12 protein-coding genes are annotated in these 14548 nt (G+C 64.7%); 9 read left to right on the top strand and 3 right to left on the bottom strand.

Annotation, left to right across the window (positions count from 1 at the left end):
- The first annotated feature begins 280 nt into the window (after positions 1-280).
- The 8 genes from bcaP (at position 281) to FVF58_RS04405 (ending at position 9896) form a co-directional block, all read left to right on the top strand.
- Positions 281-1672, top strand: a complete 1392-nt coding sequence (gene bcaP, locus FVF58_RS04370) for a branched-chain amino acid transporter BcaP (protein WP_149668684.1) — start codon at positions 281-283, stop codon at positions 1670-1672.
- 508 nt (positions 1673-2180) lie between these two features.
- On the top strand, positions 2181-2705 hold the full coding sequence (locus tag FVF58_RS04375) for a (2Fe-2S)-binding protein (RefSeq protein ID WP_149668685.1): 525 nt from the start codon (positions 2181-2183) through the stop codon (positions 2703-2705).
- Between the two features lie 10 nt (positions 2706-2715).
- Entirely contained in the window at positions 2716-5097 is a 2382-nt protein-coding gene (locus FVF58_RS04380; RefSeq protein ID WP_149668686.1) for a xanthine dehydrogenase family protein molybdopterin-binding subunit, read from the top strand.
- A 22-nt stretch (positions 5098-5119) separates the two neighbouring features.
- Positions 5120-5917: an FAD binding domain-containing protein gene (locus tag FVF58_RS04385; RefSeq protein ID WP_149668687.1), complete on the top strand. Its 798-nt coding sequence runs from the start codon at positions 5120-5122 to the stop codon at positions 5915-5917.
- Between the two features lie 166 nt (positions 5918-6083).
- Complete coding sequence (locus FVF58_RS04390) at positions 6084-6971, top strand: AAA family ATPase (protein WP_149668688.1); 888 nt, start codon at positions 6084-6086, stop codon at positions 6969-6971.
- A gap of 5 nt (positions 6972-6976) precedes the next feature.
- On the top strand, positions 6977-8314 hold the full coding sequence (locus FVF58_RS04395) for a vWA domain-containing protein (protein WP_246216922.1): 1338 nt from the start codon (positions 6977-6979) through the stop codon (positions 8312-8314).
- Positions 8305-8901, top strand: coding sequence for an SRPBCC family protein (locus FVF58_RS04400; RefSeq protein WP_149668689.1), 597 nt, complete (start codon positions 8305-8307; stop codon positions 8899-8901). Before FVF58_RS04395 ends, FVF58_RS04400 begins: the two co-directional genes overlap by 10 nt.
- Positions 8874-9896 carry an XdhC family protein gene (locus tag FVF58_RS04405; RefSeq protein ID WP_149668690.1) on the top strand — a complete coding sequence of 341 codons (1023 nt, stop codon included), beginning with the start codon at positions 8874-8876 and terminating at the stop codon, positions 9894-9896. Before FVF58_RS04400 ends, FVF58_RS04405 begins: the two co-directional genes overlap by 28 nt.
- 54 nt (positions 9897-9950) lie before the next feature.
- Here the strand turns inward: FVF58_RS04405 and FVF58_RS04410 are convergent, their stop codons facing one another.
- Positions 9951-10691, bottom strand: coding sequence for a PepSY-associated TM helix domain-containing protein (locus FVF58_RS04410; protein WP_149668691.1), 741 nt, complete (start codon positions 10689-10691; stop codon positions 9951-9953).
- 329 nt (positions 10692-11020) lie between these two features.
- Between FVF58_RS04410 and FVF58_RS04415 the strand changes: the two genes are divergently transcribed.
- Positions 11021-12922: a DUF3857 domain-containing transglutaminase family protein gene (locus tag FVF58_RS04415; protein ID WP_149668692.1), complete on the top strand. Its 1902-nt coding sequence runs from the start codon at positions 11021-11023 to the stop codon at positions 12920-12922.
- Positions 12923-12958: 36 nt separating this feature from the next.
- Here FVF58_RS04415 and FVF58_RS04420 read toward each other — a convergent pair whose 3' ends face one another.
- Together FVF58_RS04420 and FVF58_RS04425 are read right to left on the bottom strand one after the other, a co-directional pair.
- On the bottom strand, positions 12959-13987 hold the full coding sequence (locus FVF58_RS04420) for a serine/threonine protein kinase (protein ID WP_149668693.1): 1029 nt from the start codon (positions 13985-13987) through the stop codon (positions 12959-12961).
- A gap of 93 nt (positions 13988-14080) precedes the next feature.
- On the bottom strand, positions 14081-14293 hold the full coding sequence (locus tag FVF58_RS04425) for a hypothetical protein (protein WP_149668694.1): 213 nt from the start codon (positions 14291-14293) through the stop codon (positions 14081-14083).
- Between the last annotated feature and the right edge of the window lie 255 nt (positions 14294-14548).

Raw genomic sequence — 14548 nt, forward strand, 5'->3', positions numbered from 1 at the left:
CCATGTCTGACTGAATCGCTCGCCGTTAGCCCCCGCCGGCGAGCCCGCAAGAGAGCGAATCCCTCCCCTTTATTCGCGCGTTCGAGCGAAAGCATTGCCGCCGCGCTGCTTCCCACGCAGGAACGTCACGCGCGAAGCCCTTCCAGCCGGGAGTTTCCGCCCGTCTCCCAAGCCGTGCGCAGGTCATCCCAAAACTAGCCGGCAGCGCGCATCCGCTAAAATTACGGGTTTCCCCGACATTCGGCGCGCAACACGCGTGCACTACTGGAGACCCACGCCAATGTCCCTGTTTCGCAAAAAGAGCGTCGAGCACATGATCGCGGCAAGCGCTCAGAACGCCGGCCTGAAGAAAGCGCTCGGCGCGCTCGATCTGACTTTCCTCGGTGTCGGCGCCATCATCGGCACCGGCATTTTCGTGCTGACCGGCACGGGCGCCGTGCAGGCCGGCCCGGCGCTGATGATCTCGTTCCTGATCGCGGCGCTCGCGTGCGGCTTCGCCGCGCTCGCCTACGCCGAATTCGCGTCGACGATTCCGGTTGCGGGGTCCATCTACACCTATTCGTACGCGACGCTCGGCGAACTGGCCGCGTGGATCATCGGCTGGGACCTGATGCTCGAATACGGGCTGGCCACGTCAGCGGTGTCGGTCGGCTGGTCGGGCTATCTGCAATCGTTGCTGTCGGGCTTCGGCGTGTCGTTGCCGGTCGCACTGACGGCGGCGCCGGGCGCGTTGCCCGGCCACGAGACGCTCTTCAACCTGCCCGCATTCCTCGTGATGATGGCGATCACTTCGCTGTTGTCGGTCGGCGTGCGCGAATCCGCGCGGATCAACAACGTCATGGTGGCGATCAAGGTGACCGTGGTGCTGCTGGTGATCGCCGTTGGCGTCTTCCACGTCACGCCGGCCAACTGGCATCCGTTCATGCCGAACGGCTGGAACGGCGTGTTCGGCGCGGCGGCGGTCATGTTCTTCGCGTTCATCGGCTTCGATTCGGTGTCGTCCGCGGCGGAAGAGGTGAAGGATCCGAAGCGCGATCTGCCGATCGGCATCATTGCGTCGCTCGGCGTGTGCGCGGTGCTGTACGTGGCGGTGGCCGCGGTGGTCACGGGCATCGTGCCGTCGGCGAAGTTCGCGAATATTTCGCACCCGGTGTCGTATGCGTTGCAGGAGGCGGGGCAGACGTGGGTCGCGGGCTTCATCGACCTCGGCGCCGTGCTCGGCATGCTGACGGTGATTCTGGTGATGGCCTATGGTCAGACGCGCGTGATCTTCGCGATGTCGCGCGACGGCCTGTTGCCGGCGCGGCTGTCGCGCTTGCATCCCCGGTTTGCGACGCCGTTCTTCACGACCTGGCTGGTGGGCATTTTCTTCGGTTTGATCGGCGCGCTGGTGCCATTGAACGTGTTGGCCGAGCTGATCAATATCGGCACGCTGGCCGCGTTCTCGATGGTGTCGATCGCCGTGCTAGTTTTGCGCAAGACGCATCCTGAGTTGCCGCGCGCGTTCCGCTGCCCTGGTGTGCCGGTTGTGCCGGTTCTCGCGGTGGCGTCGTGTCTGTTCCTGATGCTCAATCTTCAGGGCGTGACGTGGGCGGCATTCGTGATCTGGCTGCTGATCGGGATGGTCATCTATTTCGGCTATTCGCGGCGTCATTCGAAGTTGGCGAAGTAATTCGTTCTTCCTGTCTGCGCGCGGTTGTTTGCCGGAAGCCGATCTGTCCCAAACTCCGCGCCATGAACAACGCAGTCATTCCGTCGGCGCCTCGCGCGTCGACGCGACCACTCATCAAACCGCCTCGCCGTTTTTGCTAGCCGCCGTTTGCTAGTTATTCGTTGCGCTAGCCAATATCGCCCATAACATCCGCCGTTTCCGCCGCCTCACGCGGCGCGAAGCCGGTGCTTGCGCGCGCCAGGCCGGAAAGCAAACTTCCCCTCATAGCGCGCCCGCGCGATTTGTGCTTTACTTTTCGGCAGCCTCATAAGAACCGCAGCACCCGTATCGGACCCCACGAGCAGGCAGCTGAAGGCAAGGAAAAACAAAGGTCCGGTCTCACCCATCAGCAATTAACTTGCATGGGACCGGAGTAAGTGCTGAAGCATGGGACCGGAGTAGGCGCTAAAGCGCCAACTCCGGATCGACACGCTAAAGCACTAACTCCGGTCGACATAGGAGACACTTCATGGCGATCAGCATCAGTCTGACGGTGAACGGCGCACCCATCAGCGCCTCAGTCGACCCCGGCACCCTACTTGTCCAGTTCCTGCGCGATCAACTCCGCCTCACCGGCACGCACATCGGATGCGATACCGCGCAGTGCGGCGCATGCACCGTTCACCTGAACGGCCGCGCGATCAAGTCGTGCAACATCCTCGCGGTGCAAGCCGATGGCACGAACGTCACTACGATCGAAGGGCTCGCGCAGAACGGTGTGCTGCACCCGATGCAAGCCGCGTTCAAACATTGCCACGGACTACAGTGCGGCTTCTGTACGCCCGGCATGGTGATGAGCGCGGTTTCGCTCGTACAGCGTCAGCCCGACCTCACCGGCGACGACGTGCGTGCCCAGTTCGACGGCAATCTGTGCCGCTGCACGGGCTATCACAACATCGTCAAGGCAGTGCTCGAAGGCGCCGCAGGCATGAAGTCATCCGGCACGGCCACCGCCAGTGCCGACACAGCGGCCACTGCGCCGGCCACCGTCTGAGGAGCCGACGATGAACGCACCCGACACCCACCTCATCGGCGCTTCCGTCGAACGCAAGGAAGACTACCGGTTCCTGACCGGCAACGGCCAGTACACCGACGACATCCTCCTGCCCCAGCAAACCTACGCGGTATTCCTGCGCTCGCCGCACGCACACGCGAAGATCAACAGCATCGACACCACAGCCGCGAAACAGTCGGCGGGCGTGGTCGCGATCTTCACCGGCGCGGACATGGCGGCGGACAAAGTCGGCAGCGTGCCGTGCGGCTGGCTGATCCACAGCACCGACGGCAAGCCGATGAACGAGCCGCCGCATCCGGTCATCGCGCATACCAAAGTACGCCACGTCGGCGATCAGGTCGCGCTCGTGATCGCCGATTCGATCAAGGCCGCGAAAGACGCAGCCGAATTGATCGAGGTCGACTACGACGTGCTGCCGGCCGTGGTCGACACCGCGCATGCGGACGACCCGGGCCAGCCCGCCGTTCACGACGAAGCGCCGAACAACGTCTGCTACAACTGGGGCCACGGCGACAAAGCCGCGACCGACGCCGCGTTCGCCAAGGCCGCGCATGTCACCACGATCGACATCGTCAACAACCGGCTGATCCCGAACGCGATCGAACCGCGCGCGGTCAATGCGAGCTACTCGGTGCAGGACGACAGCTACACGCTCTACGTCGCGAATCAGAATCCGCACGTGGAGCGCCTGCTGATGGCCGCGTTCGTACTGTCGCTGCCGGAATCGAAGCTGCGCGTGATCGCGCCGGACGTGGGCGGCGGCTTCGGCTCGAAGATCTTCCTGTACCCCGAAGACGTCGCGCTCACGTGGGCCTCGAAGAAGATCCGCCGTCCAGTCAAATGGACTGCCGAACGCTCGGAGTCGTTCGTCTCCGATGCGCACGGCCGCGATCACGTGACGAAGGCCGAACTCGCGATGGACCCGGACGGCAAGTTCCTCGCCATGCGCGTCCACACGACCGCGAACATGGGCGCCTATCTGTCGACCTTCGCGTCATGCGTGCCGACCATCCTGTACGCGACGCTGCTCGCCGGGCAGTACGCGACGCCCGCGATCTATGCGGAGGTGAAAGCGGTCTTCACCAACACCGTTCCCGTGGATGCCTATCGCGGCGCGGGCCGCCCCGAAGCGACCTACGTGGTGGAGCGTCTGGTCGAAACCGCGGCGCGCGAAATGAACCTCGATCCCGCGGAAATCCGCCGCCGCAATTTCATCCGCCAGTTCCCGTACGCGACGCCGGTCGGGCTCACCTACGACACCGGCGACTACGACTCGATCCTCACGCGCTCGCTCGAACTGGCGGATGTCAAAGGCTTCGCCGCGCGCCGGCAGGAATCCGAAAAGAACGGCAAGCGGCGCGGCCTCGGCTACTCGTGCTACATCGAAGCCTGCGGCCTCGCGCCGTCGAACATCGCGGGCGCGCTGGGCGCGCGCGCCGGTCTCTTCGAAGTCGGCCAGGTCCGCGTGCATCCAACCGGTTCGGTCACGGTGTTCACCGGCTCGCATAGTCATGGCCAGGGGCACGAGACCACCTTCGCGCAAGTGGTCGCCGACCGGCTCGGCATTGCGCTGGAGAGCGTCGAGATCGTGCATGGCGACACGGGCCGCATCGCGTTCGGCATGGGTACGTATGGCTCGCGCTCGATCGCGGTCGGCGGCACGGCGATTATGAAGGCGCTCGACAAGATCGAAGCCAAAGCGAAGAAAATCGCCGCACACCTGCTCGAAGCCGCGGCCGAGGACATCGAGTTCAAGGACGGCGTGTTCCGCGTCGCGGGCACCGACCGCACCAAGGCCTTCGCCGAGATTTCGCTCGCCGCGTACGTGCCGCACAACTATCCGCTCGACGTGCTCGAACCGGGCCTCGAAGAAAGCGCGTTCTATGATCCGACCAACTTCACCTATCCGTCCGGCGCGTATATCTGCGAGGTCGAAGTCGACCCGGAGACGGGCGTGTGCCGAATCCAGCAGTTCACCGCGGTCGACGATTTCGGCAACGTGATCAATCCGATGATCGTCGAAGGCCAGGTGCATGGCGGGCTCGCTCAGGGCATCGGCCAGGCGATGCTGGAGCGCTGCGTGTACGACAACGACAGCGGCCAACTGCTCTCCGGCTCGTACATGGACTACGCGATGCCGCATGCGTCCGATCTGCCGAACTTCACCGTCGAAACCGCGAAGGGCACGCCCTGCACGCACAATCCGCTCGGCGTGAAAGGCTGCGGCGAGGCGGGGGCGATCGGCTCGCCGCCGGCGGTGATCAACGCGATCATCGACGCGCTCGCGCCGCTCGGCGTGACCGATCTGCAAATGCCGGCGACGCCGCATCGCGTGTGGTCCGCGATTCACGCGGCCACGCAACCCCACTGAGATCCTGAGCGGAGCATTCGACATGTATTCATTCGAGTATCAACGCGCGACGGATCCGCAGGCGGCCGCCGCCATCCTCACCGCCGACAGTGACGCGAAGTTTCTCGCCGGCGGCCAAAGCCTGCTGCCCACCATGCGGCTGCGGCTCGCGCAGCCGTCGCAACTGGTCGACGTGACGCGGATTGCGGCGCTCAAGTCGATCAGCGTCGACGCAAACACGGTGACGATCGGCGCGGCGGTCTGTCATGCCGACGTCGCAGAGCACGCGGAACTGCGCCGCGTGTCGCCTGCACTTGCGGATCTCGCCGCGCATATCGGCGATCGCCAGGTGCGTGCGCTCGGCACGATCGGCGGCTCGCTCGCCAACAACGATCCGGCGGCCTGCTACCCGGCGGCGGCGCTGGCATTGGACGCGACCATTGTCACCGACCGGCGGCGCATCGCGGCAAGCGACTTCTTCGTCGGCATGTACGAGACCGCGCTGGCGCCCGACGAACTGATCGTCGCCGTCGAGTTTCCGGTGCCGGAGCGCGCGGCGTATGAGAAATTCCGCAATCCTGCGTCGCACTTCGCGCTGGTCGGCGTGTTCGTCGCGAAGTTCGCGAGCGGCGTGCGTGTCGCGGTGACGGGCGCGGCGACTTCGGTATTTCGGGTGCCGGAGCTGGAAAGCGCGCTGTCGGCGGATTTCACGCCGGACGCCGCACGCGCGGTCAGCGTGCCGTCCGCCGATCTGAACACCGACATGCACGCGAGCGCCGAGTACCGCGCGCATCTGATTCCGGTGTTGGCCGCTCGCGCCGTAACAAAGGCGAACGCATAGCGAGCCTTGCCGTTGGCGGCTGACGTGGCGTGTTTTTCAGGCACGTCAGCCGCGTTCGCTACGATACGCGAACACGCAAACATGCGACGCAGCGCGCGCGGGCCGCTTCGCGCTTCACGGGCGTCTCATATCGGCGGCCACACACGCGCGCAGATTCAGGACCACCATGCAGCCAGCTTCAATCGACGACACCCTCGCGCAACTCGCGGCCCAGCGCTATTTCGCCAGCCGCGAACTGGCGACTGCGCTGTATCTCGCGTTGCGCATGGAGCGGCCGTTGTTCGTCGAAGGCGAGCCGGGCGTCGGCAAGACCGAACTCGCCAAAGCCGCAGCCGGCATGCTCGGCACCACGATGTTGCGACTGCAATGCTATGAGGGGCTCGACACGGCCAGCGCGCTCTACGAGTGGGACTACCCGCGGCAAATCATGGCGCTGCGTCTGGCCGAAGCCGCCGGCGAGCGGCCTGACAACGACACTTTGTATCGCGGCGAATTCCTGTTGAAGCGGCCGTTGCTGCAAGCGCTGATGCCCGATGAAAACCACCCCGGCGCCCGGCGCGTGCTGCTGATCGACGAGATCGACCGCGCCGACGAGCCGTTCGAAGCGTTCCTGCTGGAACTGCTGTCGGACTTCCAGGTATCGATTCCCGAGTACGGCACGGTGCGCGCGGCGCAGCCGCCACTCGTCGTGATGACGTCGAACCGCACCCGCGAAGTGCATGATGCGCTGAAGCGCCGCTGCCTGTATCAATGGATCGGCTATCCGGAGCGCGATCGCGAACTGGAAATCGTCGCCGCGCGGGCGCCGCACACATCGGCCGAATTGCAGCGGCGCGCGGTCGATTTCGTGCATCGGCTGCGCGGCATGGATCTGTTCAAGGCGCCGGGCATCGCCGAGACGATCGACTGGTGCCGCGCGCTCGAAGCGCTCTCAGTGACGGAACTCGATCCGCAATCGGTGCAGAACACGCTGGGCGTGCTGCTCAAGTATCAGGACGATCTGGCGCGCGTGGATGCCGCGCAAATCGCACAGTGTCTCGCGACACCGGGGTAGTGAGCATGACGAACCGAACCGATGCGAGCGATAGCGATGCCACCGACTCAAACCCGCCAGCGGATCTGAGAGGCGCGCGAACCTCGAGCACAACCTCGGCCATACCCGCCGCGCCGCTCGACGGCGACACCCCGACGCTCGCCCGCAACGTCGTCCATTTCGTGCGCGTGCTGCGCGGCGCAGGCTTGCCGATGTCCCCTGCACAAGCCGTCGACGCACTCGCGGGCTTGCAATGGATCGACCTCGACCGTCGCGACGACGTGCGCGCCACCCTCGCCGCGCTGCTGGTGTCCGCGCCCGACGAACGCGACCTGTTCAACGCCGCGTTCGATCTGTTCTGGCGCGACCCCGACTGGGAAGGCAAGCTGCGCGCGCTGCTGCTGCCGAAAGTCCGCGACGGGCTGCCGCCGCCCAAACGCAACAACCGTCTCGCCGATGCGCTCGCGGTACGCGTGCCGCCATCGCCGCATCGCAACGCACCGCAGGAGACCGAACAGCACGAGTTGCACGCGCACGTCACGTTCAGTGCCGAAGAGCGGCTGCGCCAGCGCGATTTCGACACGCTTTCCGCCGATGAATGGCGCACCTTGCGTCATCTGATTCGTGGCCAACGGCTGCCGCTAGCGACCGAGCCGACCCGCCGTTTGAAGGCCGCGTCGCATGGCACGCACGCGGACTTGCGCGCGAGCGCGCGGCACGCGGTGCGTGCAGGCGGCGACTGGACGGTTTGGAAATATCGCGCGGTGGTCGAGCGCAAGCCGCCTCTCGTCTTGCTGCTCGACATTTCCGGCTCGATGAGCAGCTACTCGCGCGCGGTGCTGTATTTCTGTCACGCGCTTCTGCAGTCGCGCGAACGCCTGCAGGTGTTCCTGTTCGGCACGCGCCTCACCAACGCAACACGCGCGCTGCGCGAGCGCGACCCGGATGTGGCGATCGCAACGCTCGCCGATCTGGTGGTCGACTGGTCGGGCGGCACGCGCATCGGCGCGGCGCTCGCCGAATTCAACCGCCGCTGGGCACGGCGCGTGCTGACCGGCAGGGCCACGGTGCTGCTCGTCACCGATGGACTCGATCATGAAGCCATCGACGTGCTCGACACCGAGATGGCGCGCCTGCGCCGCTTCGCGCACCGCATCGTATGGCTCAATCCGCTGCTGCGTTTCAGCGGCTTTTCTCCGAAGGCGCGCGGCGTGCAGGCGATCCTGCCGTATGTCGACGCGCATCGTCCGGCTCATAATCTAGACAGTCTGGCTGCATTGGGCCGCGACCTCGTGCAACTCACGCGCGCGCCTCGTCCGAACTTCGCGGCCACGACAACAGCAGGAGCAAGCTCATGGAATTGACCGAAACCCACACGCTGCCGATCCCGCAACAGCGCACCTGGGAAGCGCTGAACGATACGGAGATCCTGCGCGCCTGCATCCCCGGTTGCGAAAGCATCGACGCGGACGGTGAGAACGCGTATCTGGTGGCGCTGAGCGCCGCGGTCGGTCCGGTCAAGGCGCGCTTCAAGGGGCGCATGCAGCTGACCGACATCGATGCGCCGAACGCATACAATATCGTCTTCGAAGGCCAGGGCGGCGCCGCGGGTTTTGCCAAGGGCAATGCGCGTGTCATGCTCGAAGCCGACGGTGACGCCGCGACCAAGCTCACGTACACGGCGAGCGCGCAGGTCGGCGGCAAGCTCGCGCAGATCGGCTCGCGACTCATCGATGGCGCGGCGCGCAAGATCGCTGGCGAGTTCTTCAAGCGCTTCGGCGCTCAGTTCGCCGGAGATGGTGACACTGAAACCGCGCAGGCCGGCGATGACACCGCCCCCGCCGAAGCCGCGCAACCCGATGCGGAATCGAATGATGCCACCAGCGCCGAGTCCGGCGCCGATGCAACGAAGAGGAAAAGATCATGGACAGCGTGGATCTCGAAGTCCTGAAGTCCAGCGCACGCTGGCTGAAAGACGGACATCGCGCGCTACTGGTGACAGTGGTCAAGACATGGGGCTCGTCGCCCCGTCCCGAAGGCGCGATGCTCGCGGTCCGCGACGACGGACTCGTGGTCGGGTCGGTCTCGGGCGGCTGCATCGAGGACGATCTGATCGACCGCGTGCGGCAAAGGGGCATCGAGCAGACGCATCCGGAAGCGGTCAAGTACGGCATCACCGCGGAAGAAGCGCACCGCTTCGGCCTGCCTTGCGGCGGCACGATCCAGCTGGTGCTCGAACCGTTGACGAAGCAGAGCGGCATCGCCGAACTGTGCAACGCGGTGGAGAGCGGCCGCCTCGTGGCGCGCGAAGTCGACATGACCACGGGCGCGGTGCAACTCGGCGATGCGCAGGCAACCGACGGCGTGCATTTCGACGGCGCGCGCCTGTTGACGATCCACGGCCCGCGTTACCGGATGCTGGTGATCGGCGCGGGGCAGTTGTCGCGCTATCTGTGCAACATCGCGGTGGGGCTGGATTATCAGGTGACCGTGTGCGATCCGCGCGAGGAGTACACCGAGGAGTGGGACATCCCCGGCACGACAATCGTGCGGACCATGCCGGACGATACCGTAATCGACATGAAGCTCGACGAGCGCTGCGCGGTGATCGCGCTCACGCACGACCCGAAGCTCGACGATCTCGCGCTGATGGAAGCGCTGAAAACGCCGGCGTTTTATGTCGGCGCGTTGGGTTCGAGAAGGAATAACCAGGCGCGGCGCGAACGGCTGAAGGAGTTCGATCTGAACGAGACCGAACTGGCGCGCCTGCATGGGCCGGTCGGGATTTATATCGGCAGCCGGACGCCGCCGGAGATTGCCGTCTCCATTCTTGCCGAAGTGACGGCGGCCAAAAACGGCGTGTCGCTGCCTACGTTGCTTCAGGTCGAAGGCGCGAAGGCGGCACGGGAGATCGCCGCTTCGGGCGGGACGGCTTGTAGCGTTTGATGGAAGGTTTGCGAGTGCGGCGGGGGCGGACGCCGGGCGACGCAAACCAGCCGCTCACATCAATCCGCAGACCACAGCCGCAATCACCGATCCGCCGATCAGCACGACGCCCACCACGCGGCGCTTGTTCAGCTCGGTCCACAGCAGCACACCGGTCAGCGAAAGCAGGATGAGGCTGCCTGCGATCGTGTCGATCAACAGCACCCAGCCGACGCTCAAGCCCACACCTTTGTGCAGGTTGTTCATCGTCGCGAGAAACGAGTTCTGCGTGCGTTTCACCGATACGAACCCGTTGCCGACCCAGTACTCCGCCTGCACGCTTTGCGACGGCCCCATGATGCCGACCTGCCACAGCTCCGGCTGCGTCGTGCTGCGATCGCCCCACGCCACAGGATGCGCCGGCTCGCGCTTCGTCCGTCCCGGCTTGCCGTCGATGTTCAGTTCGCTCTTGAGCCACTTCGCCATCTCCATCGGCGAATGCAGCGGTTTTTGCGGCACGGGGATCTGCATTTCCTCGACCTGCGGCTCGCCGGTGGGCACTTTCAGCGGGCCGCCCCGATGGTTGAGCAGAAAGCCGGTCACGCCGAACATCAAGCCCAGCACCGCACCCCACAAGCCGACCCAGCCATGCACCTTGCGCAGCCACTTGATGAACGTCGCGCGCCGCGAACGCTGGCGCCGCACCGCCCGCTCGGCGTCGTCCATCAGATGGTGGCCCAGTTCCGGCTTGTGAACGGTGTTGGGCGTGCCGCGCTCGGCGGCAGGTTTCATTTCGATCGATTCAGGCGCATTCACATCGGGCTCCAGGCGCGGCGACTCAATCCTTTGCCGGCGCCTGGCGCCAACGCGCGCTCACCCAGCAGCGGTCAAGAAGTGTTGAAAAAGGGAAAGGCGAACGACCCGGCTTGCGGTCCGGGCCGTCCGGTTGAGAGGCTGGCTGGCAGTCACAGAGGAGGAGAAATGTGACAAATGGCTGGCGACGTCTTTCAATTGCGAATGACTATCATTACATAATTAAGCGTTTTGCTCAATCTCAACGTCTGGCAGCCGCTTGACATCCCCGCGGCGCAAACCGACTCTAGCCGCAGATCCCGTCAACGTTACCGTTCGGATACCTGCGTGCCATGCGACTCTTCTCGGTGGTTTGTCTTGCCTCGTTCGGCTGGCTTGCCGGCATCCACGTCGCCAGCGCGGATAGGACGCCCAAGCTGGACGATCCGTACACCAACGAGGGGGAGACGCAGACCTTTACCGTCAACACCGACGGCTCCTACGCCAAGCTCGATTCGATGACGCTGCGCGTGAACAACGAAGCCGGTGTCGGGCGCGTGGCACAGCAATACGTCTGGTTCAACCGCAACATGGCGGACGTGCAGATTCTCGAGGCCTACACGATCACGGCTGATGGCGTGCGTCACGACGTGCAGCCCGAGCAGATTCGCGACGTGCAGGAAGCCCGCTCGTTCGACGCGCCGATGTTCCAGGACATCCAGGAAAAGGTGATCGTGTTCCCCGCCGTGGAGCCGGGCGCGCGCGTGCATCTCACCTATCGCAAGATGCAGAAGCAGCCGATCGTGCCCGGGGAGTTCAGCGACTTCACGCCGCCCGATCTCGCGCCGACCCGCAATTTCCGGCTGATCTACGATCTGCCCGCCGACAAACCGCTGTACGCGGACGCCCGTGGTTTCACCGCGCAGCAACCGGTGACGCGCGACGGCCGCACGCGCTACGAATATCGCTATGACAAGGCGCATTTCAGCCGGCTGGAGCATGGCTCGATCGCCTATGTGTCGTATGGCGACCGGTTGATGGTGTCGACCTATCCCGACTATGCAGCCTTCGCCGCCACCTACCGCGAATCCTCGGCGGAGCCCGGTAAACACGACGCCGCCATTGCGCGCCTCGCGCAGCAGCTAACCGCGCATGACCGCACGCCGCGCGACAAAGCCAAGACGCTGTATGACTGGGTACGTCGCAATGTCCGCTACGTGGCGATCAACATCGGACGCGGCGCCGTTGTGCCGCACAGCGCGAGCGCGATCCTCGCGAACCGCTACGGCGACTGCAAGGACCATGTCGCGTTATATGGCGCGCTGCTCGACGCGATCGGCGTGCGCAACGAGCCGGCGCTGATCAGCAGCGGCACGATCTACACGCTGCCGAGCGTGCCAGGCTATGGCGTGATCAATCACGTGATCACGTGGCTGCCGGATTTGCAGCAATACGCGGATTCGACCGCATCGAATGTGGAATTCGGTTTTCTGCCTTCGTCGGATATGGACCGGCCGACCGTGCTGGTCGGCCAGGGCGTGCTCGCCCGTACGCCCGCCACTGCGCTGATGACGCGCAGCACGGATCTGTCGATCAAGGTCGAGCCGGATGGCTCGGCGAGCTTCACGTATCACATGGAAGACGTGGGCCTGTTCGCCGAGCCGGCGCGCGCGCGTTTGCGCACGCAAACACCCGCGCAGCGCGAGGAGTCGATCGAGGCCGAGTTGCGCAGCGCCAATCTGCGCGGCACGGCCACGCTCACCACCAGCGATCTCACCGCAGCCGACGGCCCGCTCGCGATCACGATGAAAGGCACGCTGGAAAGTCTGGTGGTGCCGGGCGCGGCGGCGTCGATTCCGGCCTTGACGAGCCTCGCCGGCGGCGTCGAGGCGGACACGCGCTACTGGCTCGGCGAACGGCATCGCACGCAACCGTTCGTCTGTCACAACCTGGCGATGCATGAACATGCGCGCATCGAGTTGCCGGCGAATTTTCGCGTGCTCGACGTGCCGGAAGCGAAGCGAACCCAGGACCGCTTCGTCGATTTCCAGTCCCAGTACACGTTCGATCCGCTCACCAACGTCGTCACGATCACGCGCGACGGCACCACTCATTTCGATAGCGAAGTCTGCACGCCTGACGACTTCACACGGATGCGTCCCGCGATCGAAGCAATCGGGCGCGACGTGCGCGCCGAGGTGATCGTCAAATCGACGCTGGTGGAATCGTCGAGTGTGGCGTCGCAGACGCCTTGAAGCACAGGCTACGACGATGCACGGACAACGCCTGGCTCATACCGGCCAGAGCGGCCCTTCCTGCATCGCGCCGATCTGCTCACGCATTTCGAGGATGCGATCTTCCCAGTAACGCTGTGTGTTGAACCACGGAAACGCCGCCGGAAACGCCGGGTCGTCCCAGCGACGCGCGAGCCACGCCTGGTAGTGGATCAGCCGCAGCGTGCGCAACGCTTCGACCAGATACAGTTCGCGCGGCTCGAACTCGCAGAAGTCCTCGTAACCGGCGAGCAGATCCGCCAGCGCACGCGACGCCTCGACGCGCTCGCCCGGCAGCAACAGCCACAAATCCTGCACCGCGGGACCCATGCGGCTGTCGTCGAAGTCGACGAAATGCGGGCCCGCGTCGGTCCACAACACATTGCTCGGATGACAGTCGCCGTGCATGCGTAGCATGCGGATCTCGCCAGCACGCTCGAACGCGCGCTCGACGCCTTCAAGCGCGAGATTCACCACGGTTTCCCACGCGGCGCGCACGTCGTCGGGGATGAAACGTTGCGCGAGCAGGAAGTCGCGCGGCTCGTAGCCGAACGTGTGGATGTCGAGGGTGGGACGTTCGGTGTAGTCGAGCGTCTGCCCGACCGCGTGGATGCGGCCGATAAAACGCCCCAGCCATTCGAGTGTGTCGCGCCTGTCCAGGTCCGGCGCGCGGCCGCCCCGGCGTTCGAAGATCGAAAAGCGGAAACCGTCGAACGTGTGCAGCGTGCGGCCTTCCAACGCGCGCGCCGGCACCGCCGGAATTTCGCGCGCGGCGAGATCGGCGACGAACGCATGCTCTTCGAGAATGGCCGCATCGCTCCAGCGCTCGGGACGATAGAACTTCGCGACTACCGGCGGCCCGTCTTCGACGCCCACCTGGTACACGCGGTTTTCGTAGCTGTTGAGCGGCAGCATGCGGCCATCGGTGCGCACGCCGACCGTGCTGAGCACACTGTCGAGCGCATCGAGCACGATTTCCGGCTGGAGCCGGGCGAAAGGCACGGCGCTATGTGCCGCGTCCTGTGAGTCGAGATTGTCGTCGTTCATGCCCGCATTGTGCGCCGGGCCGCCGTCAAAGACGAGGGCGACGGTTCACAATGCGTGATTACAACTTGCACACACCTCGGAATCAAATTGCTTTCAATGTATCTGCGCGCTCGACGGACGCACCTGCTCGCCCGTATCGATCAGGTCTTCGAGGAAGAAGGGTTCAGTATTCAGGTGCGGCGAAACGCCGGGTTCGCCGGCATACCACGCCACCATGGCCATGTCGCCAAGAATGCGCATGACAATTCCGCGCGCGCCTTGCGGCACGGCGATATGCACCGACCGGACAATGGAACCGATTTGCATGATATTTCCCCGTTTCTCCCGTAGCCGGCTTTGTGATTTCATGCCGGTCAAGGTGATGATAAAAGCGCCGCTTCGCCGCTAACGTTGCGTACGCACCCAATCTGCTGCGCGTGATACGCGTGAGAGGTTCGAGTCATTGTTCCCGTTTTACGGGGCTTTGAAAAGCGCGAATAAAAGGCTGTTCAACCGTCGTTTCGCCCTATTCCATTTACGCTGTGCGCAACCGATGATCTGGGCGTAAAACGTCGTAACGAG

It is taken from the genome of Paraburkholderia panacisoli (genome assembly GCF_008369935.1).
Taxonomy (GTDB): domain Bacteria; phylum Pseudomonadota; class Gammaproteobacteria; order Burkholderiales; family Burkholderiaceae; genus Paraburkholderia; species Paraburkholderia panacisoli.